Source organism: Pseudomonas sp. R151218B TE3479, from assembly GCF_053629195.1.
Map to the genome: position 1 here is coordinate 4,141,517 of NZ_JBRJHV010000001.1, position 22,160 is coordinate 4,163,676.

General features: G+C 55.3%; 9 protein-coding genes. 6 read left to right on the forward strand and 3 right to left on the reverse strand.

Going from position 1 to position 22,160, the window contains the following annotated elements:
• Window positions 1-7: 7 nt before the first annotated feature.
• From AB7M32_RS17845 to AB7M32_RS17855, 3 genes are all read right to left on the reverse strand, one after another.
• Window positions 8-769 (reverse strand): fimbrial biogenesis chaperone, encoded by a 762-nt coding sequence (locus AB7M32_RS17845; RefSeq protein WP_454250775.1) that lies wholly within the window; start codon window positions 767-769, stop codon window positions 8-10.
• Window positions 770-878: 109 nt separating this feature from the next.
• On the reverse strand, window positions 879-1,427 hold the full coding sequence (locus tag AB7M32_RS17850) for a fimbrial protein (protein WP_454250776.1): 549 nt from the start codon (window positions 1,425-1,427) through the stop codon (window positions 879-881).
• 257 nt (window positions 1,428-1,684) lie between these two features.
• A complete protein-coding gene (locus AB7M32_RS17855) occupies window positions 1,685-6,736 on the reverse strand; it encodes an RHS repeat-associated core domain-containing protein (protein ID WP_454250777.1) in 5,052 nt (1,683 codons plus the stop codon).
• A gap of 194 nt (window positions 6,737-6,930) precedes the next feature.
• Here AB7M32_RS17855 and AB7M32_RS17860 point away from each other — a divergent pair, with 194 nt between their 5' ends.
• The 6 genes from AB7M32_RS17860 to AB7M32_RS17885 all read left to right on the forward strand — a co-directional run bounded on the left by AB7M32_RS17860 (window position 6,931) and on the right by AB7M32_RS17885 (window position 22,153).
• A complete protein-coding gene (locus AB7M32_RS17860; RefSeq protein ID WP_454250778.1) occupies window positions 6,931-8,742 on the forward strand; it encodes a hypothetical protein in 1,812 nt (603 codons plus the stop codon).
• A gap of 176 nt (window positions 8,743-8,918) precedes the next feature.
• Window positions 8,919-11,405: a hypothetical protein gene (locus AB7M32_RS17865; RefSeq protein WP_454250779.1), complete on the forward strand. Its 2,487-nt coding sequence runs from the start codon at window positions 8,919-8,921 to the stop codon at window positions 11,403-11,405.
• 49 nt (window positions 11,406-11,454) lie between these two features.
• Entirely contained in the window at window positions 11,455-13,737 is a 2,283-nt protein-coding gene (locus AB7M32_RS17870; protein ID WP_454250780.1) for a hypothetical protein, read from the forward strand.
• Window positions 13,738-13,766: 29 nt separating this feature from the next.
• Entirely contained in the window at window positions 13,767-16,676 is a 2,910-nt protein-coding gene (locus AB7M32_RS17875; protein WP_454250781.1) for a hypothetical protein, read from the forward strand.
• 43 nt (window positions 16,677-16,719) lie between these two features.
• Window positions 16,720-17,220 carry a hypothetical protein gene (locus tag AB7M32_RS17880; RefSeq protein WP_454250782.1) on the forward strand — a complete coding sequence of 167 codons (501 nt, stop codon included), beginning with the start codon at window positions 16,720-16,722 and terminating at the stop codon, window positions 17,218-17,220.
• 121 nt (window positions 17,221-17,341) lie between these two features.
• Window positions 17,342-22,153 carry an RHS repeat-associated core domain-containing protein gene (locus AB7M32_RS17885; protein ID WP_454250783.1) on the forward strand — a complete coding sequence of 1,604 codons (4,812 nt, stop codon included), beginning with the start codon at window positions 17,342-17,344 and terminating at the stop codon, window positions 22,151-22,153.
• The last annotated feature ends 7 nt before the right edge of the window (window positions 22,154-22,160 follow it).

Below are 22,160 nucleotides of genomic sequence, written 5' to 3' on the forward strand. Positions count from 1 at the left end.
CATGGCGTCACAGTGTTGAAGGGAGCTGCACGGGGGCGGTCAAAGGCGCGCTGAAAGCGCCGTAGTCATTGACTGTGGCGAAAGTGACCTGCAAGCCGGCTGTCGGTTTGATCCGGCCCAAGGCAAATGTCTGGCGTTGCAGCGGTGCCGACATGGCCGGGTTATTCAGTTCTTCGGATTGGCGCTGGTCGCTGACTTCAAGCCGGCTGAATGAGACATGGAAGGGGGTTGGGTTGTAGACCACCAACTGCGCCGAGCCGTTGACCTGCTCAATTGACCACTGCAGATCCTTGAGGCGGGCTTGCGGGTTGTCCTTGATTTGGCTGGGGCGATAGAACAGTTTGATCCGTGTGCGCAGTGCGATATTCAGGGCGTTGGCGTGGCTGGTATCGGCCTGGGGAATTTCCTGGACGTTGAAATAGAACAGCGATTCACGGTCCGTCGGCAAGGTGTTGGGGAGTGCATTGATCTGCACTTGTTGCTCCTTGCCGGGGTTGAGCCGGAACAACGTGGGTGACGGCATGAAGGGGACGGCGGTGGTGGTGTCGTCGGTGGCGGTGTTGACCCAGGTTTGAACGGCAAAAATATTCTCGCTGGGGTTGGCGATGATCAGCGAAACACTGCGTTTGTCACCGTCGAACACCACGCGGGTGCCACTCAGGCTCAGCGCCGCCTGACTCTGGGCACTCTGGAAAAACAAGATCGACAGTGCCGCGCAGGCGCCAAGAATTGACCGCGCGGCCCCAGGCTGCTTGATGAACGTGAACATAGAAAAGTACCGGTGGATCAGGCGCGGAACTGCGCCTGAGGTGCAGTGCGCTTGCGCCAGGGGGAATCCGGCGTACAAGCCGGCACCTCATGGCGTGCGCGGGCGGAAATCAGATGATGTTCACAAGGAACATGATGTGCGCCGAGGCAGGTCCCGGCGTTACCGTGGCAGCGGTCGAGCGATAACGGGCATGGAAGAGCATGTCGGTTTCGCCGCCGGCGACCAGGTTGTACGCGACGGAGCTGGTGCCGGGTGCGATGGCGGCGCCCGACTTGTCGCGGATCGCAATGGACACGCCCTTCGCATGGCCCGGTGTCTGGGCAACGGCAAAGTAGTCGCCGCTGCTGTCGGCGGCACCGTTGAAGGTCGTGGTGGCGGTTTGGCCAGGGGCGATCACACAGCCTGAGCCGCCTTTGACGCGCAGGACAAAGTCCTTGCCCAGCAGTTCATCCCCGACCTGGGTGAAGTGACTGGCATCGACACTGCCCATGTAAACAGTATTGCCGATGGTGCCATCGCCTGGGTTGACGACTTCGATGGGGCAGGTACTGGCGGTGATTTCACCTTGGAAGTGGATGGTACCGGTGTTGGCAAGCGCCGCGGTGCCTGCCAGGCTGGTTGCCAGGCCAAGGCACAGGGCGAGGGAAGTTTTTTTCATGGTGGGAATCCAGTGGATGCAGTGCTCGGCATTCAAGGCGTGAGACCGGACGGGGCGCACTGCGATTTGGCCGGTGTCGATAAGGTCTCTCTGGATAAGTTTAAGAAGAGGCGTGGGGGGCGGGATATGAGAGAGTTCTCATTGTGAGCGTGGGGTGTCAGGGAGGTGGAACAGAATGTTTCGGGGGCAGGCACCAACCGAGACCGAGGTGTTCTCGGTCAGGTTGGTGTTCAGGTGAATGAGGGGGATTAGGCGGTTCAGGAGCGCCGCATTGCTGCAATTATGTCTCGTACTTCTGACACAGCTTGTTGAACGTTGGCACTAGCACCGACATCGGTGTGGAATCTTGGGTTTAACCTTTCCAATACTAATTGGAGCTCAGTCTTGCTAAGGGCCTCATTCGCGCCGGGTTGGGGAGGCTGCACTGGAGGACGACCGGCGGGTTGGGGAGGCTGCACTGGAGGACGACCGGCGGGTTGGGGAGGCTTCACTGGAGGACGACCGGCGGGTTGGGGAGGCTTCACTGGAGGACGACCGGCGGGAGGGGGCGGGGGCGCTGCAGTTTGTCCTGCCGAACTCACCGTGGGTGAACTGCGATAGAAAGGCAGGTTACGCCTCAGTACCGCTTTGGGTATTTCCAGGGGCGGCGGTGGGAGTTCGCTGACCCCACTCATGACGAGCCCGTTGAACCACTTAGGCGTCTGGTTTGCTAGAGCGCGTCCTACAGCGTAACCACCGACCGCGCCAACCAAGCCAATTCCCATGCCCGCGTAGTCCAATATCTGGCCCACCAGCAAAGCGTCCTCATTATCATCGGCTGTTGCCGCTCTGATCGCCGTAGTAACGAACCCCAAACCTACGGCAGTCACTGATGCTACGTTAGCAACCACAGCGGCAGCCAATGCCAGGCCACTCAGGCCGCCTGTGGGGACCCAGGTAATGACAGCAAAGACAGCCGCAACGACAGTCACGGCGGCGCTGATAGCGACAGCGACCCAGTTTTTACTTCGTTTGTACGCGCCCGGAACCCGATCCTCATCCGGGTGTTTCATGCGCGAGACCGAACTCACATGGCCCGTCGGGTCCTTGAAGCGAATCGGGTTACCCAGGCAATAGCAGTAGGGATTGACGCCACCGGCACCGAAAGGGCTGAAGGAGTCCGGGCTGTGAAAGCGCATCAGCACCGGGTTGTAGGCGCGATAACCGTTGCCCAGCAGGTACCAGCCACTGCTACTTTCCCGCACCTCGCCATTGAAGGCCCGCACGCTCAATAAAGGTTCTTCGCTGCTGCGCTCGCCGTAGGCGCTATAGATGGCGGCGCGTAACGCGGCACCTTGGCATTCGCCCAGTACACTGCCATTGGCATCGGTGAACAACAGCAGGTTTTTCGACGGATCACCCGGTTGGTGTTGGCCCAGGACCTGGTCTGTGGCGGTGAAGAAGTGGGTCTGTGCGGCGCTCTGGACGGTATAGCTCAGTTCGTCACCCTGGTAGAGGCGCAAGGATTTCGCCAGGGTACCCGCCTGGGAACTGATCAGGCGATCATGCCCATCGTACTGGTATTGCATGACCGATTGCTGGCTGACGGAGCGGACTTCCAGCAGGCGGCTCTGGCTGTCGTAGCGCAGCAATTGCCCCAGCTCGTCATTACGCATGTTGCCATTATCGTCGTAGTCGAAGGTCTGTTCCTCCGTGGGGCCTCCATCGAGGCTGCGGGTCATCCTGACCAGGCGACAGGGGTCGTCGGCGGCGTCGGCGTAGAAGTATTCGTTGACCTCGCTGGCCCCTCCCGAAAACTGGCTCACTCGTAGGGTGATGTTGTCCAGGTCATCGAAAATGTACATTTGTTGCTCGATGGCGCGACCGGCTTGATCCTTGGGCAAATCCCGGCCCGAGCAGGTATGGACGCTCAAGCGGCCACGGTCGTCGTAGTCGAACGTCTCCAGGAGCAGGCTGTTCAGTTGGCTAGCCTCCTCGACTTGCAGATGACGTGACTTGAGCTGCCCGTCGGGATACCACACCTGCTCGATGGTCCGTGTCGAATGCCCCGGCAATGTGATCGTCCGCAGGATTTCCTGATCCTGATCGTCATACGTCAACTCGGTGATGAGCGTGGTGTTGGCGTCAGTATCAACGCTGGTGGTTTTGCTCAAGCGACTGAGCGCATCGTATTCGAATGTCGCTTCCAGGCCACCCTGAACGCTGCGCGTAACGAGTCCCGCACTGTCGTATTCGTAGACGTTTTCGACGGTGTTGAGGTGGTTGATATCCAAGCGCTTGCGCAGTTGTCCACCCGATGTGCTGATGTATTGGGTTTCCCAGGACAATCCCTGCTCATCGACCCATTGCTCACTGCGCACCTGGTTGGTGATGTCGTATTCGTAGTGACGCGAACCTTGCTCGTTCTGCGCCTTGACCAGACGAGCCGAGATCGGATGGTAGTCAAAGGTGCTCTGTGCGTCGGGCGAATGAATGGCGGTGGGCTGATCGGTCAGTTGCAGATTTTTATATTCATAGGTGATCACCGCGCCGGCGGCGGTGGTTCTCGTGTTGGGTTGCAACTGATCGTCGATGTAGCCGAGCGTTTCGCTGCGCATGCCGGTCTGGGTTTCGGTCAGGCGCTCCAGGCCGTCGAAGGTCTGGGTGCCGATCAACACGGGGTGGGGTGAACTGCCGGAGGCAGGTTTCACCCTCAGCGCCGTGGGCAGATCCGAGCGGCTGTGGGCGGCATATTCGCGTGATACTACACACTTGTCCGGCAAGGTGGTGGTGACCATGCGGGACCAGGGGTCATAGCTGTAAAGCGTCTTGCGTTTGAGTTCGTCGACCTCTTGTGTGCAGTTACCCTGGCCATCGTACTGGTAAGTGCGGGTGGCAAGCACCTGGCCCTGTGCATCAAGGCTGGCTGTCTGCGCCGGTTTGTCCAGCAAGTTGATGCGGGTCTCGCTTTTGCCACTGATTATCGGAGAATGGCCAGGGCCTTGCCGCCACCGGGTTTCCACCAGACCGTTCCAGGGAGATGGGTGACCGACGGCGATGCCGATGGGGTTGAATTCGGTGTGGGCCTGCACACCGTCAGGGCCAGTGACACAGGACTGTTCGCCCCAGTCGTCATACTCATAGGTGGTGGTGTAGGCGAAGGAGCGCCCTTCAAAATAGTCGTAGCGGGTTTCTTCGATCAGCTCGCCCAAACCGTTGTAACGAGCCTTCCAGGTTTGTTCGACGCGCGTGGGGTTGGTTTCGCTGAAATTATCGCGCTCTTCATAAATCTGGCGTCCTAGTCCGTCAATTTGGGTGCGGGTGGTGATTCCACGTGTGTTGACGGCATCTCGCCCACTGAAGTGCCCCACGCCGGCAGAAGGGAAATACCGATAGGTGCGTACAGCCTTGAATTCGCTGCTTCGGGGCGCCGTGGTTTCACGAACCAGTCGTCCTAGTTTGTCGTACTCATAGCGGATTTCCACGTCGCTCGAGTGCAACAACAATAGCTTTCCGGTCAGTGCCGAAGTTTGCTCGATATTGACTTTCTTAACACCGTCGAAATCGGTACTCAAGGTCGTGGTGAGCTGGATGGCGGGTTCGGGGAAGTCGATGCCGAAGAGCCTTTGGTAATCAGTATCAGTGTAGGTGGTGGCGCCATTGAGGCATACAGCCTGCCGCGACAATTGACCATGACGTAAAGGGTCGTTCAGGTCAGTCCAGTATTGGTAGGTGGTGCTCTGCAACGCCTCCTCTCGTTCCTGGGGGGTGCCGGCATCGTGCACTTGAACCAGAACTTGCTCGTCGAGCGTGACGGGCCTCGCGAGCGGGGTCCTGGCCAGTGGAGGTATTTCGATGTAGCGGTAGTGGGTCCGCAAAGTCGGGGCCGGCTCGTGGTCCGGTGCGGGCGTCACCGTGCTGCTCTTGACTTTGCAGACAAACCCATAAGGGTTATCGGGGAAGTTCTCTTCGCCAGAAGCGCGGTAGTAGACGTTGGTGGTGGTGATGCCACTGGCCTCAACGTGGGTCAGTTCATTGCCGGAGCTGTCGTAGGTGTAGGTCTCTGTTTCTGCGCGTTGACGTGTCGGGTTGCTTTTAAGCCGCCAGCGATTGATCACCTGCGTAGGCAGTTGATAGGTATTCGGTTGATCCAGCACCGAGCCGTTGCGCAAAGGGTAAACGGTTTCGGTTTCCTGGATGTTGTCACCTTGTGTCGTGGTCTGGAGTATGAGCGAGTGGAAACGGTTGAACGTGCGTTTGACACTACGCACAGGTGTTCCCGCCAGGTAATGGGTTTCCACGGTGCTGTAGTCGTAAGTACTGCTCTGATAGATCAGCGGGTCCTTGTTGTCGGTGCCCCATTGGATCGGCAAGGTGTTGCCCAGGAAGTTCTTATCATCCGGATAGGTGTATTCGACTTGCACCTTGTCCGGGTTGTCAGGGGCGCCATCGGGATAAATCTCGTGACGGCTGACACGTGGCAGGTAGCGGCCTGACGGGCCGGGGAAGCTGTGTTCGCTGTCATAGACGATCAGTTCACTACCGCCCAACGGGTTTTCCACCTTGGTCACCACGGTGTGCCCATGTTTGATCGTGTAGTCGAATCGCCAGTAACCTCGTTGGCCGGATTCATCGGCAGGCAGGGCAATGGTGCGGGCATATTTCAGCTCGCCCGAGTCGAAAGTCATCGTATAGCGCGCCCGCGCAGGGAGCGCCTCATCGACATCGGGGTAGACATCCAGATCCAGTTTGCCGGCGTCGCGCCGCACGCTCAACAAGGGGATCCCCGCGTCGTCGTTGACCGATTGCAGCAGCGTGTGTCCGTTGAATGAGGTATAGGCAAGGACCAGCCTGTGGCCCAGGGGGCTATAGATTTCGATCGGAACGGCGACGCGGTCGCTACCCATACCGCGCTCTCGCAAAATTTCCACGGTGCCGGTCTTGTGCACCAGCATGAACTGTTTCTTATCTTGAAATGGCGTGTATTCGAAGAATCGGAAACTGTCGAGTTTTTTGGTCTCCATCAGCAGTTCCCCGTCCACGCCATTGGCGGTCACGGTGTGGCGTTCGCCTGTGCTCGTGGATAAAACCTGCTTGTTCATATCGTATTCGGACAGCTGCACATTCCAGCCGATGCCATAGCCGCTGTCCGTTGTGTTGAGAGCGCTGAAAGCCAATGCCAGCGAAAACCCCGGGCCGCGCAAATCGTTGCCCTTGAGTTCGGGTAAGTCGAGGGATATCCGGTATTGCCCGGTACGTGGGTCAACGCCACTTTGCAGCGACTGCATGAAGTTGAATGCGTTGGAGGGAACGGAAGTATCGGCACTCATGGGGGCACACCTCAATGAGTCATCGAAAGCCATAATGAATGGCGCCTTTTAACGGCAGGGCTACGGCGAGTTGTCGATACGGTAACAGTCTGTAGAGCGCCAGTAACCTAACAGTTCTGATAGTGGTCGGCGCCATCGGTCAGGGGTAAAACGTCTTTATCGCTGCATGAAAACTCAACGAGGGTGTCAAACCCATGAATACAAAAGATGCCCCACCGGCTCCCCACATTCCGCTACTCGGTCGCGATAACGTGATCGATCTGGATGTGTTGGGAACAGACGACTTGTTGACCTATGTGCAGTATCCAGGACTTGCAATAGGTCATGGGATCGAACCCAACTGGCGAGGGCGCAGCCCGATGGGCGAAGCGATCGATGAAACCAACTACCAGGATGTCGATGACCGTTTGGAACATGACGAGAACGGTCATCCAAGAATGCCGATAGTGATTGAGAACGCCAAACTCGTCAGCCTGGATCAGGGGGAAGTGTTTTACTCCTATCGGCAATCGGATGGCGGACCACTGGGGGAAGAGTCCCGGCGTCTGTTTTTTTATGTGGGCAAGCGCGTCGGTCTTCTGAGCTTGCCTGTGGCTCAGATGAAGGAATCTCACGCATTGTGCGTGGACCCAAGCGCCATCGCCGGCCCCGCGCTCATCTCCACGGCGCCTTATCAGGCGATGGCCGAAGGTGATGAGCTTACTTTCACTTGGGTGGCCCATCGCGCTACTGGAGGGACCCCTACGCCCCATACGATACGCCGGACATTGAGCGCCGATGACGTGGGCAAAACCCTGGAGTGGTCTTTGCCCAAGGCACAACTCACATTGATCCAGAACGGTGGTCATGGGGTTATGCAGTACCAGGTGCAGTACGCCGATCCACAGGATCCGCTCACGCCCGAATCAACTTCCGCCGAACAGACCATTACGGCAGTGGACACCCTTGAACCGTTGTTGCCCGAACTGATTGTCGCGGGTGCCGACAGTGGCTCGATTGACCCGGCACGACACCCCGATGGCTTGCCCGTGCAGGTGCCACTGTATGACAGCCGGCAGCCGGGTGACGTGGTGACGGTATATGCGCAAGGCGACACCAACCTGCTCGCTACCGCGCTGCTGGATGTGTCGGCGGTCGAGAGCGGGATCATCACGCTGGTCCTCGAACACCGCTGGTTACAGGAGAACAACGGCAAGGTTGTCGAGCTGCTTTATCACTATGCGCGGGCAGGGGCTTCGTTCAGCTCGCGCCCGTTGACGCTGATGGTTCGGCGCCCCCTTGAGTTGTATACACCAAATGTGGATAAGGCCACTCTTTACGATGACGACGGGTCGGGCGTGGTCAAGGGGTGGGTGAAGGCCGCTGATGTGCTGACCGGGGCCGTCATCGATATCCCGCAGGACTCCGTGATTGGCAACGATGACAGGGTCAGCATGATCTGGGACGGCTTTGGCGATCCGCTGGTGGTGACGATGCCCGCGGTCGGCTACGACAGGCGATTCAACATTCCCCGTACGGCCGTACCGATGAATGTGGGGAAACATGTTGTGATTCATTACGAAGTTCTGCCGCCAGATGAAACCGTTCCTCACAATTCACCGTTTTATGATTTGGACATAAAAAACTTCGACAGTGGCTGGCCGCAGGTCCAGGCCGAAAGGCCGAGACTTAGCGGTGGCTATATCAAGTTGAGCGAGATCACCGACCCGGTCATGCTCTTTAAATTGGAAAGGTGGCATTTCATTGCAGAAGGGCAACTTCTAAACATTCAGGCAAGCGGCGTATCGTCAGCGACACACGAGGTAGTAACTCATACGATGCGTGACGAAACGCAGCCCCTTACCGACGATGAATACTACGATGGATATATATTGCCAGCGCTTGATAAGGGCTTTTTAAATTCGCTGGTAATGGCTGAAAAACTTTCTATCTTGGTTCAGTTGAGTTACGACCAGGGCAGCACTTATAAGAAGGTGGATGAACGGCTGTTTCTTCTGGCGCCCTGAACGCACTATTTTTTATGGAAAGACTGATTGTCGTTGAAGGGCACGGTTCGGTAATTGCTTTTCGCTGTTCTGGCGATCAGATGGTTTTGTGACGTTTATCTCGATAGGAAGCGCCCAGTCGTAAGTGTGCGAGACGGCTCGGCTCACCGTTGATTTTGATATTTGAGGGTATGGAAATGGCAACTACCTATACGTTGGCAGAGCTTCTGAGCTGGATGAGGGGTGAGGATCGCACGGTGGGCTGGGATGCAGTGCTCGCCTTTGAAAGAAATAAAACCAATTTGCTGTTGATCCAAGACTACATTGTGAAGTTTTCCCAGGGTGACCGTATCGGTCCCATTACAGGGGCGATTCCTACAGGAGGCACTGCTTTTCGTGAGTATATTCAAAACTTTGTGATGGATGTGCCTCGTTTGTCTTATGAGGATACCGGTCTTGATGGTTCACGGGCCAATTTGCGAATGGCTGTGCTGTCGGGAAATCAGGCGTCGATCGAGAAAGAGGTGAACCGCTGGAAAGTCACTCGAATCCTCAACTACGATCCTTTGGATGGGCCGCAATTATTCCTCGACTTATTGTTGTCGCAAGTATCGGGGGATATCTCAGCGGATGACAAGGTTCGACTGGACCTGAGCAAGAGTGACAACTTCCGATTGATGTTCGCGGAGACTCTGGCAGAGCAGGAGCTCGCAGGACGGATTTTCAAGACACTCTTCAATCGATTGGATGACGAAAAACGTGTTTGGACGCTGGGGACGATCAAGCGCGGCAATCATGTCTTATTGCGACCCCGGTCGTTCAGATTGCGCACTCAAAAAGGGGCCCAGCCTGGCGACGGAGCGATACTGGCCTTGGTGCGTATGGAAGGTAGGGACGAGGGGGATGATCCCGGTACTGCTTATCGTTATTTGATTCCGAAGGACGCTGACAAGGACTACTCCGCGACAGTATTAATTAAGCGGCAACGGATATTATTGTCGGCGTTGACTTCGAGCATAGGAGGGGCGATCGGATGTACTGATTTTAGATATGTTCTTGGCAATAGTGTTGCCTCTGCCACAGCATTGGAAGGGGGGGTCGCTATTCCGGGGGGGCAGCCCGTGCCGTTGGAAAGATTGACTTACGAATATGGTTTTGGCGAGCAGGGAGGTACTATTTGGGCAGATCCGCAGTTCCGAGTTGTGCCCTTCGTACTTCCAGCAAGTAACGGATTTGTTATAGAGGTTAGGGCGCATGAAGTGACTGTGAAATGGGAGGTGTTGCTACGTTTTCCAGGTATTTTTGAGTATGTGTACGTTAATGCTCCGATATCCGGGGGAGATGCCGGTCGATTGACACCAGACTTTTCTGTTTCTGTAAGTGTTACATATGAGTTGGATGAATCGGCAGGGCTCATAGTGCTGAAGAATTTTTCGTGTGTGTCCGGCTTGGTTTCGTCAAGAGGCATGTCTGGAGTAATGGGTGTGCCAGAATTTGGTGATGAAGTATTTGCTGCTCAGTTCAGCGAGGAGCATCCGGCTGGGGAGGTGGCGAGGGCGAGTGCACGGTTTAGTGAAACTTTGTCGAGAAAGATATATCTCACGGAGGAGTCAGGATATTTATTTGAGGCTGGGCTGCTCGAACAAAGAATTAAGGTGGCGATTGAAAAAAATTTTAGTTTTGCTTTTTCTGCCTCTGAGTTCATCGAGGAGAATCTGGAATTTTATTTCGGCAACACTCTTGTCCCAGAAGAGATACGGTATCCATACGACGCAGGCGTATTTGGGCGCATCAATCCTAGGCTGACAACCTTCGCCATTACCGAATCGGAACCCCGCCTCGCCGCCGGCACGCCATTCTATGCTTTTGAGGTTTTTCCTGAAAGAAATGGCCTGAAATGGGCTGTTGAAGACCTGCAGCGTCGTGCTGTCGGCGCAGGTACGATCGATGAAAATACAGGGGTCTACACACCTCCGGCAGCGAATCAGATCGAGGGGCGTTTCACCCGTGTACGGGTCACCGCAACCGACCCTGTTACCCAGTTCAGCAGTTCTGCCTTGGTGACGGTAGTGCGCTCGCGCTTGACGATCAATCCACTGATTCAGATTTGCAATTTAGACGAGAGTGTACCGTTAAAGCTTGGCTATCTGAAGGACGATGAGGACAGCCCTGCGCCTACGGTGGTCATCAACAACCCGGTTCCGGGGGAGAGCGGTTCTATCGAATCCAATAATGGCGTTTACACCTATGTCTCGAATAAAGACGTCGTCGAAGGGAAAACCTATGTGATGGATGAAATCGTGGCGACTTATAAGGGGTATACGGCGTCGGTTTACATGGTGGTTACACAGACAAATCCCGGGATCACCATTCAAGCCCCTGATAGCTTGGAAGGATTGATAGAAGTCGCTTTAAGAGCCAAATTCAATAACATGGATTTAACCCAATATGCTGAATGGAGTATTGAATTCAACGGCCCCGGCTCATGGCACAGCGAAACCCCAGGCGTCTATAAGGTTGACGAAATGGCCCCGCAGGCTTTCGTGTTCATCAGAGCGTCCTATGACGCGGGGCCTCTGGGTATTCTAGAGGGTCATCTACTGCTCGCGCTGCCCTTGCACGATATTCCCGATGTGCCGCTGAGTGTTGCCGAGACTGATGGCGAGACAGGCCTGGCTTATTGATCTGTATAACGACTTGCTTGCAACCCTTTATTAAATGAGGAAAGTAGCGATGGCCAGTTATTCGGTAACCGAACTGTTAGGCTGGATGCAGGGCACCAGCCAGATGCGCGAGTGGGATGCATTGTTTGCCTTGTCGGGTCATTCGGTGAACCAGGCGCTACAAAAGGACCATGCACTCCGATTGAGCCAGGGCATAAGCCTGAATGGCATCACCGGAAGTTACGAAGTGCCGGATACTCCGCTTACCCATCACTTGATCGGGTGCTCATTGAGTTATCCCGAGATTTCCTTTCCAGCAACGTCGTATGTATCGAATGCCGTGGGTTTATCCCTGCAAGTGAGCAGCGGCCAAGAAGTGATCATGCAAAAAAAAATTGATCAACAGCTTATCCAGTCGGTTTTTCTCTTTAGCCCACTTAATGCTTATAAGTTGGTCACAGACGAGCAACCGGTTACTTTCCAAGAAGCAGCAGCCGGACGCGATGCGCAGGTCGTGCTGGACCTGACGTTGGCGGAAGAACTCAGGCTGACGAGTTCACCGGTGCTGGAGGAACAGGTCGCTGGCGGCAAGTTCTTCAAGGCGCAATTTGAAGCCTTGGCCAATGAACGTTCCGTATTTCCGTTGGCCAGGTTCCCGGATCAGGAAAATCCTTTCCTGTGTATCAAGTCCATTGATGTCGGGACTCAATCGAGCGGCGAGGTCGCGGGCGAAGGGGCGTTGCTGTTTTATCAAACCATGGCGATGGGCAGGCCCGGCAACAAACCGAGCGAATACCGATACCTGATCGCCAATGACGCCGAGAAGGACTACGCCAGCACCGCGCTGTTCTCGTCCAGGCTGATCAATCGGGCCGCGTTCGGTGGGGCACTGTTGAGCATGTTTGGCAGCAATCACTTCGAACTGATGGAAGACGATGGACGTGTGATAGGCATGAAAGCCACCTCGGGCGAGTTGACCATTACGGCTCGCGATTATAAGGACAATCTTTACGACTTTGGCTGTGACACTTTTGGTATCTCGCTGGTGCAAGGAGCTCAGCCACTGACGGCCGGATTTGAACTGACTCGGGCCGTTCAGCACTGGCAAACCAGGGCCGATGTGCCACTGCGTTATCGGCTCCAGGGCAGCACGGGGGGATGGACCTCTTTTACGGTGACGTTCAGCTTCAGCCTTGAGCAGGTGTTCCGGATGATGGTCGATGAGTTCGCGCCGTACGAAGTCGGTGCCGAGTTATTTGTGCCACGCACGCAGACGCCGGACGTGACGTACATCAGTGGCCTGCCGGATAACACACCGCAACTCCTGCGCGACCGGATCGTGGCGTTTATCGGGCATGCGGTTAAAACCGCGTTGATCGAGCAGTACGCCGAATGCCTGACGGCCACCGGTACCCAAGGTTTTTTGGCGGATGTAGACCTGGCGGGCGCCCACCGGTTGCAATCGGAAGTCGTGGCGCTCCCACAGGATTATGTCGACTTTGGCCGGGTTCTTTCCTCCAGCGCCTCGTTCACGATCCGTGCGCCGAAAACGCTGTTATTGCCTGGGGAAATAGTTTCGTTCGAGGTGGAACCGGCCGCCCCCGGAGTCAGTTTCACGGTAGAGGCGCCGGGTGCTTTGGATCCTGGAAGGATGACGCCTGAAGGGGAGTACCGGGCACCGCCGGCCCATACACTGGGCGCAGCCCCTCTTCAGGTACTGGTCATTGCCCATGATGAGGCCAGTGACGAGCGAAGTGTGGTCGTAGTAACAGTGATCAGGGAAAGTCTTGTGGTCAATCCCGTTATTGAAGTGTGCAACCCGCAGGATCGCATTTCGTTTTTGGCGGGCTCCATCGGTGGCGGACCATTGACGTGGGAAATAAAGAATCGGGTACCAGGCGAAAGTGGAGATTTGGTCCCCAATCCTGCCACCGGTGGATACGACTATATTGCCGCCGACGAGATCACGGGTGAGGCCACCTTTGTTTTCGATGAAATCAACGTGACCGATGAAGACAGCGGCAATACATGGTCAAGTTATGTGGTGGCACAACATAAAAACGCGATGATGGTTATAAAACCCGATCTTGAATATTCCGCCGAAGGTGAACTTCAGTTGCGAGCCACGATTAACCACAATTCCATCGAGCCGGAGTGGTTCCTCCCCTTCGGCGGTCCCGGAGAAATCGATAGCGATACGGGGTTATATCGTGAAGGCGGACCCAGTGCACAACCTTGCGTCGTCATTGGCGCAAAATTTGTTGAACCCGTGCTTGGTCTATTTGAAGGTTACACCATCGTGCCATTACCGTTAGCCAATTCAGGTGCGGTCATTCGTGCGTTGAGTTTGTAATTGATCCTTTTATTGGAAGAGGGTTTACCATGGCTACGTTGAATGAAGTTCTTGCGCTTATGCAGGGTAGACTGATTACCCGGGGTTGGGATGCATTATTCATATGCGACCGCCTTCGCATTAATTATCTTCTGGAGCAGCAATATGTAACGCGCTATGAAGAATTCACTTTCTTACCCTATTTGAATGGTCGCACTGCCATTAACGCGCCTGAGGGGCAGTCTGTCGAGGTTAAATCAATCGTTCTCGGTGCGCCGAAGGTGTCTTTCGAGAGTGCGACCTTAGCGGACTCCAGCGCCACGGTGACGATGAATATCGTGGGCGGGGAAATCAAGACGTGGCAATCTCGAGTGGGCGCTTCGGACGCTCTATTGTCCACGGGTTACATCACCGAACAGCAGGGTTTCACCCTGACGATGAAGGTCAACTTGTTCTTGGTGGTGGCTGAAGTCGATCGGCAAGGCCGTATCACGATGGATTTGAAGGGGGCCAGTACCTTTACCTGCGATCTCTTGGGCGGAGAGCACGCAGAGCGCCTCGGTGTCTATTTTAAAGAGCAGTTTGACAAATTGTCGTCGGACCAGACCGTGTTTCAGCTGGGACGAATCGGCCTCAAGGGCTACCACGGGCTTGCCCCAAGGCGTTTCCGCCTACGGACCCAGGCTGCACCCGGGGCGAAGGTCAGAGGTGCGGCAAATGAAGGCGATGGTGTGGTGCTCGCATTGATCGAACTACTGGCCGGTAGTGGCCCGGGGCAAGAACTCGGTGCCGACTTCCCTTACTTGATGCCCGATGACACCAATCCTGGTGGTGATCGCAAATACACCGCCTTGTGGGTGTTATCCCGGGACATGCTGAGGTATGCCAGCAATAACAACGTGGAGTTACCGGCGCATCTATCCTTCCCCGGACTGAATTTCTACGAAGAAGTCGCGCAACACACGCCTCATGACCTGGTGTCGTTTGGTCGCATCAGCCCCGCACAGACCAGCATACGCCTGGAACCTGCGTTCCCGGTCATCGAGGCCGGGGGGCGACAGCAATTCCGGCTGCTCGATTGGGAAGGCAGGACGCTGACGGCCAAAACGTGGGAAGCCGTCAGCTTGCAAAGTCACTCCGAGGACGGGCACGGCACCATAGACAATGGCTTGTATAGGGCGGTGTCGCCGCAACGTATTGGCTACCGCTCGTTGCGTGTGTTGGTGACGGCTACCTATGAAAACAACGACAAAACCTACACGGCCTCGACGCTGCTCAGGGTGGACTACAGCGAAGTGGAAATCGCGCCGAAACTGGTCACCCACTTGCTCAAGAAGGCACCTGGCGAAGTTACACTGAACGCGACTGCGATGGGGCAGGAAGCCCGATGCAGCCTGCTTGCGCCGCTACAAGGCAGCCTGAGCAGGGTTGCCGACACGCAGTGGCGGTTCGTGGCCAGCGCCGAGGCTGAGCTCAAGGGCTTCTCGATTCAGAAGGTGCTGTGCGAGACACTCGGTGCTGACGTCAAAACAACGCAATCTACCCTGCTGCTGGACAATGCCCAGTCGTTTTTGAACGTCGAGCCGGCTGTGGTGGAGCGTCTCAACGCCGCCAATACGGTGCAATTGAACCACAATGTTGCTCTGATGCCCCAGGTGCCGCGGCGGTGGCGAGTGGTCAGTGGTGGCGGCAGCGTAGACGAAGGGCTTTACACCGCCCCACCGCAAGGGGTGGAGCAGACGAGCGTGGTGTTGTGCGAAATCGTACGTAACGGCGTGGTGTTTTTCCGGGGCTACAGCGTGATCGGCGAAAAACAGCAGGACCCGGATCCGACCTGGGAAGTCCCCCTGGCCCTGTTCACGATCAAAGTGGTGGGTGGGCCGGAGCTGCAAACGGAAGGTAATGTGCTGGCCAATGGTTACCAGCAACTTCATGTTGAGGTCAGTACCCAGACTAATGGTGTGTGGGATCCAATAGACGAAGAGCTCAAGTACTACAAACTGAGTTTGACGGAGTTGGCAAGCATGCGCCTGGTCTACAAAAATGGTGAGGAGCTGCCTTTTATACCGGTGGAGGACCTGGGAGTCGATCCGGGGGCGAAACAAGAGTTGCAAGTGCATAAAATCCTGAGTCCTTACTTCGACCTGGCCATTCCAAGTAATCCCGGTCACGCACCGAATGCCGACGCTCTGCGAGCAAATGATTCTCTGGTCGAGCAGGATTTCTATCTTCATTCCGTTGCGCCCGTCAATAGCACCGCAACGCTGCATGCCAGATTTCAGAAAGACAGCGCCGATGGCGGTGGTGAGTGGATCGATACAGCGAAAGAGGGGGAAGAGGGCATCGGTAAACGAATCACCGTCAGGTCCGTGAAGCCCGCAGAGTTTGTATATGATCTCACTCGGGAGCGCATAGCCGGTGGCAGCGGAGGCGAACCGGGCAATGATAACGCTGACTTCGATTTGATTCTTAACAGCCAGGATTGGTGGACGTTCAAATGCAGGGGGCAGGACTTTATCATGCTCGAATGGCTACTTCCTGACCAATTAGAACCGGGTGTTCCGGAATTTATTAATGTGTCTTCCATTCGCTGGGAAAGCGAAAAGCTGGAAGAGACTATGTTCAGTTGGCTGGGCTATTACTTTGAAGATGTTACTGGAAATAATGATTTAAAAAACAAGGTGGCTTTCGATGAGTTCATGCCTGATGTTGTAAAAGACCCTCGGCTTCTGGATGTCGGCAAATCCAAGTGGTATGAACCCTTTACCTTTGCTGTTTTACTGTGTCGAAACGATAACATCCCGTTCATTAGGCCTCGCGTCCATCCGCGTCCGCGATTGGATCAAGATTTGAAGGTTGCCTTGCGAGACAAAAACGGCAATCTTCACAAACAGAGAATTTCATTCAAGCCCAAGGGTACCTATTATCATCGTAACTTTCTGACTAATACGCGTTTATGATCTTTCCCTTCGTCCATTGGTCGAACTTTATAGGTGACTGAGAATGAATATTTTTACGAAAATAAGCGCCGGCTTGCTGATTGTTGCCGTTCAGGCGATGACGGTTGTTCTGGCTCAGGGAAGTATTAAGCTATATCAAAAAGGTAGTATAGAGGATCCTGGTGGCACCTGTAGTCTTGATGTTGGTACTGAATACAAAGCCTATAATTTTAGAGATGATGATACAAACAACTGTACGAATGATATGTACAGTTTTTTTACCCTCTATAATGTGGATTCTGCCGTGCAGATTGCCTTCGGTTCGGAATATAACTGCCGAGCGGTAGGGCCAGACTATACCGGGGATTGGTACTACAGGGTGAAAACCTATATCCAGCCCACCAATAGCCCCCTGATTTCAATTCCGGGTACGCTGAGGTCGGCAACACCTGGGCAACTTCTCAAGCCGGGAGTGATGTTTGTAGATGGGAAAAACAAAAATAATGAGAATGTCGAAGGGAAGCTGTCCTGTGTGTATATATGGCCAGGTACGCCTGCAAGTTAATCATGCTTGCCTGGCGCTCACTTTTGGCGGTGAAATCTAAAAGCAAGCGGTCGAGAAGCTCAAGGTTACTCAATATTGGCGCGTGGTTTTCTGAGTTTGTTTCTTTCCAGAGGTGGCAATCATGACCGACTCCACGGCGGTACATTCCAACGCTTTCAATTTCATGAGTTACGTAGCGGGCGGGGTTGATCCTCGAACCAATCAATACACTTTTTCCATCAACTTTCCCGAATTCAAACCCAACTACTTGAACGGTCCGTTGCTGTCCCTGGCCATGGGCTTCAATCCCATGAACCGTCATGACAGCGGTTACGGCACCGGCTGGAACTTGCAGCAATCGCAATATCGGGTTCAGCGGCAAATCCTGACCTTGAGCAGCGGCGAGCGTTACAAGGTTACAGCGCAACGGGAGGAAGGGCTTCTGGTCGAGCTTCTGATGAAAGAGAAAAAGCTCAACACCTTCCGTTTTTACCGTGATAAAGACGACGATCAACTCTACCGGCTGGTGCATAAGTCCGGTCTGGTCGAAGAACTCAGGGTCCATGGCCGGGGAGACGATGCGGTTGCCTTGCCTGTCCGGATGATCGCGCCGGAAGGTCATGCGGTGACGCTGGGGTACTTGCCCTTCGGTGCCCATGATTTCCGGCTTGCGAGCATCAGTGATGAGCGCGGCGATTTGCTGAAGGTAGACCGTCAGGAAGGCAGCGTCATCCTGGACCTGCACCCCACTGCCGGCGCCAACGGCACGCCGTTGGCGCGCTATTCGATGACGCTGGATTCCGGCACCGAGAAGTACGTCAACGTCATTACTTTGCCGAGCGAAGCGGGTCGGAACGTTGCCTGGCGTCTGAATTACAGGCCTGTGGGCGAATACACCTGCATCGTGTCGGTGGAAACGCCACTGGGCGGGCGGGAAGAAGTGGTCTATGACGCGCAGGGCCATGAGTTTCCCACCGGCAGTGGTCGTCAGCCCATACCCCGTGTGAAAGAACACCGGGTGTTCCCTGGCAGCGGACAGCCCATGGTAGAAACGCATTACAGTTTCACCGACGGTTCGACCTACCTGGAGACCAATAATTTCCTGGGTCGCAATCTGGCGCTGACCTGGAACGATGAAGGGTTGGATAACCTCTATCAATTCACTGGCAGCCATTACGCCTACGGTTGCACCGAGCACCTGATGAATGGAGGGGTGGAGGTCAAGCGTATCAAACGTACCTTCAACCAGTTTCACTTGCTCACCCTGGAGACCACGACGCGCAACACGGCACAGCAGGAGGTCGAAACTGTGTATGGTCAGATCCCCGGTGGGTTCGATGGCCAGCCGGCCTGGTTTCAACTCCCTCACGAGGTCACCCACCGCTGGCGGTTGGGTAGCCAATTACGTAGCGAAAAGTCCAGCAGCACCTATGACAGCTACGGCAATCTGTGGGTCCAGACCCATCCCACAGGTGTTGTCGAAACCAGTTTTTACTACGATAAGGACGGGGAAGATGGCTGCCCGAAAGACCCCGATGGCTTCGTGCGCAATCTCAAAAGTCAAACCCAGACGCCCGCTCCTGGCTATGTGGCCGGTGCGCCGACCCTGCGGACCGATTATCGCTACGTGCTGTATCCATCGCTGGACGGCAGCGGACGTTCGTCGTGGCTTGCGCTCGAACGTGAAACGCTCACGCGAACGGCTCCCGGCGCCATCATGGAATTACGTAGCACGTCCTATGAGTACTACCACGACAAGGACGACGCGCAGGCGCATGAGGTGCATGGACGCCTGAAGCGCCAGTCGGTTGCCTTGAATGAAAAAACAACGATAACCGACTACACGTACGGGGTGACGATGGGCACCCTGGCCGACGAGACGGTTATGCAAACAGTGGAAACGCTGACGACAGACTTCGATCAGGTGCACAAAATCATTACATTGGAAAGCTCGCTACTCAACGGCGAGTCGCTGCTTGAGCGCGACGACAATGACGTAGAGATAAGCCGCACTTACGATGTGCTGAATCGGGTCACCAGTGAAACCGTGGCACCGAACGACCCACGCTACAAGGCAACGCGCAATTATGAATATTATCTCTCCGCCAGCATGGGGCAACGGGCCGAGCAATGGTTGTTCGACGTCAAGGGCGTGAAGACCATGACGGCATTCGATGGGCTTAACAGGGCGGTTTACGAAGAGCGCAACGATGCCGACAGCAGCCAACCGACAATGCGCCAAACCTACGCCGCCCAGTACGATGTTTTCGGGAACCTGATCGAGCAGACCGAATACGATTGGTGGGGAGCGCAGGAGAAACCCTTCAAGACACGGTTTCTGTTCGACGACTGGAATCAGCCCCTCTGCGAGATCGGTCCGGACGGCGTGGAGCGCTATAAGCAAGTCAATCCGATTGGCGATCGAAACTGGTCAGGCCCGATTGAACGAAGCTGGGAGCAGGATTTGACGAAGGTCCACTTCAGCGGGATCACTGAAACGCGTCTCAACCTGTTTGAAAAGCCTGTCCAGACAGAGCGTCTGGCCTTGGATGAAAGCGTAATCAGTCGGCAAAAGTATAGTTATGACGGGTTGGGACGGTCGGTGAAGGAAGAGTTGGGCCTCAGGACTCCGTTGCGCGTTACCGAGTACAGCTATGATGCTTTCGACCGTATGACGCAAACCACCTTGCCACAAGGTGCCAGGATTGTGCGCGAATATGCCGAGCACAGCGCTGAAGATTGGCCTACACGCATCAGCGTGGATGGACAGGAACTGGGAACGCAAACGTTCGACGGGCTGGGCCGCATGACCGAGTCGGTCACCGGAGGGCGTTTGCAACGCTATGAATACGATCCGCAGCAGACCCGACCTAAGACCGTGACCCCCGCCAGTGGTGAAACGGTCGAATACCAGTACATGCCACAGTTGAGTGATGAACCTCTGCGTCGCCAACTTTCAGGTGGGGACATCTGTAACTACGAGTATGACCCGGCCAACGCGCGATTGACGAAGGCCAGCGTGGGCGGGCGGACACTGGCACGTACTTATTTCAGTTTTGGCGAGCCCAAGAGCGAAACCGTTGAAGCGGATGGGCAAACTTTCGCGATGGCCTACGAGTATAGTTTTCGCAGTCGTTTGCTCAGCTATACCGATGTGCTCGATCAAGTACAGCAGTATGAATATGACCCTAAAGGTCGATTGGAGCGTACATCCTTGGGGACGACTTCGTCGGCCTTCACTTACGACGCCTTGGGGCGTGTCGCTACCATCACCACGCAGGACATTGTCGACGGCGCACCGGCGAGAACCCTTGGTATCAGCCTTGAATACGATGAGTTTCATCGTGAAATAAAGCGTACGTTCGACCTTGATGGCGTTATCCAGGTATTGGATCAGGTATACGACGAGTTTGACTGTCTCGTGCGACGCACCTTGACCGAAGGCCCCCAGACGCTGCGTGACGAAACCTATGCCTATGATCTTCGTGGACGCCTGGAGACGTATACCTGTGCGGGCAGCCAACCGCCAATTGATCCGTATGGCAACAGGCTCTCGGGGCAAACCTTTATCTTCGATGCGATGGATAATTTGATCATCGTTATCACAGAGACGGTCGATGGAAAAAACAACATAGCCGAATATCATTATGAAAACCCGCAAGACCCTGCCCAGCTGAGTCGAGTCACCCACTCAGGGGATGCGGGGCATCCAGACGAGCTGGTGCTTTCCTATGATGCCAACGGTAACCTGATTCAAGACGAGCAAGGCCGAGTCCTGGAATATGACGCGCTTAATCGGCTGCTCAGTGTGAGTGAGTCCGGATCGGGTAAAACGGGTAACTTCCAGTATGATCCGTTGGACCGGTTATCCAATAACGATGACAGTGGCGGTTCCCAGCAACATTTTTACAAGGGCGATCACATCGCCAACCTTGTGGACGGGGAGCGGAGCAGTACCTTCATGCGCGGCGATGACCATTTATTGGCAGAGCGTCAGGGCGACAACACGCTGTTACTGGCCGGTAATTTCACCAACAGTGTAATGAATGAAGTCAGCTCCGATTCAACCCATTCTCTTGCTTACAGCCCTTATGGCCATCGTAGCGCCGAACAACCTATCAGTACCGAACTGGGTTTCAATGGTGAACTGAGGGAGGCTCAGACCGGAGGATATATGCTGGGAAAGGGTTACCGGGTGTATAGCCCGGTGCTCATGCGATTCAATAGCCCGGACAGCTGGAGTCCATTCGGCAAGGGGGGGCTCAATGGGTATGCATACAGCCAGAGGCCGCTCGATGAGGTAGACCCTACGGGGCACTTCGTTGTTAACGCGGCGTTGGGCGCCTTGCTTTTAGGCATTATAACTGTCGCCACAAGTATTGGTGCAGCTAACGCCGACAACGACACGGCTCGCATTGTGTTGACCGCCATTGCTTCGGTAACGGGTGTGGCGTCGATTGGTTTAGGCGTGGCGGCATTTAGGATGACCCCAGCGCCGAATAGAATGCCCGTTGCGCATCCACGGTCTCGCGCTGGAACTGCTTCTCGCCCTACAGGCAATGTGCCGAGACCGACTAACGATCCATACGCTGCTACTGCTCCCCGGCTTTCTGTATCCTCAGCGTCGGGAAGGGCTGGCGATCCATACGCTCCTACTGCTCCCCGGCTTTCTGTATCCTCAGTGTCGGGAAGGGCTGGCGATCCATACGCTCCTACTGCTCCCCGGCTTTCTGTATCCTCAGCGTCGGGAGGGTCTGGCGATCCATACGCTCCTACTGCTCCCCTTCCTTCTAGTCCGCCGAGTTATTTTAAATCAACAGGAAAACTAGGAATCATGCCACCGAACCCTGGAGATGCACCACCTAATTACAATGACGCTAGTTATAGGCGCGTGCTGCAGAGTGGGGACAGCGACCAGAAATGGAGAGCGGATAATATTAGAATGGCTTTATAAGCCTAAC

What these genes read in the sequence shown, in the direction of transcription:
- AB7M32_RS17870 (WP_454250780.1), top strand. Translation starts at nt 11,455, where the DNA reads ATGGCCAGTTATTCGGTAACCGAACTGTTAGGCTGGATGCAGGGCACC.
- AB7M32_RS17875 (WP_454250781.1), top strand. Translation starts at nt 13,767, where the DNA reads ATGGCTACGTTGAATGAAGTTCTTGCGCTTATGCAGGGTAGACTGATT.
- AB7M32_RS17850 (WP_454250776.1), bottom strand. Translation starts at nt 1,427, where the DNA reads ATGAAAAAAACTTCCCTCGCCCTGTGCCTTGGCCTGGCAACCAGCCTG.
- AB7M32_RS17880 (WP_454250782.1), top strand. Translation starts at nt 16,720, where the DNA reads ATGAATATTTTTACGAAAATAAGCGCCGGCTTGCTGATTGTTGCCGTT.
- AB7M32_RS17885 (WP_454250783.1), top strand. Translation starts at nt 17,342, where the DNA reads ATGACCGACTCCACGGCGGTACATTCCAACGCTTTCAATTTCATGAGT.
- AB7M32_RS17855 (WP_454250777.1), bottom strand. Translation starts at nt 6,736, where the DNA reads ATGAGTGCCGATACTTCCGTTCCCTCCAACGCATTCAACTTCATGCAG.
- AB7M32_RS17860 (WP_454250778.1), top strand. Translation starts at nt 6,931, where the DNA reads ATGAATACAAAAGATGCCCCACCGGCTCCCCACATTCCGCTACTCGGT.
- AB7M32_RS17865 (WP_454250779.1), top strand. Translation starts at nt 8,919, where the DNA reads ATGGCAACTACCTATACGTTGGCAGAGCTTCTGAGCTGGATGAGGGGT.
- AB7M32_RS17845 (WP_454250775.1), bottom strand. Translation starts at nt 769, where the DNA reads ATGTTCACGTTCATCAAGCAGCCTGGGGCCGCGCGGTCAATTCTTGGC.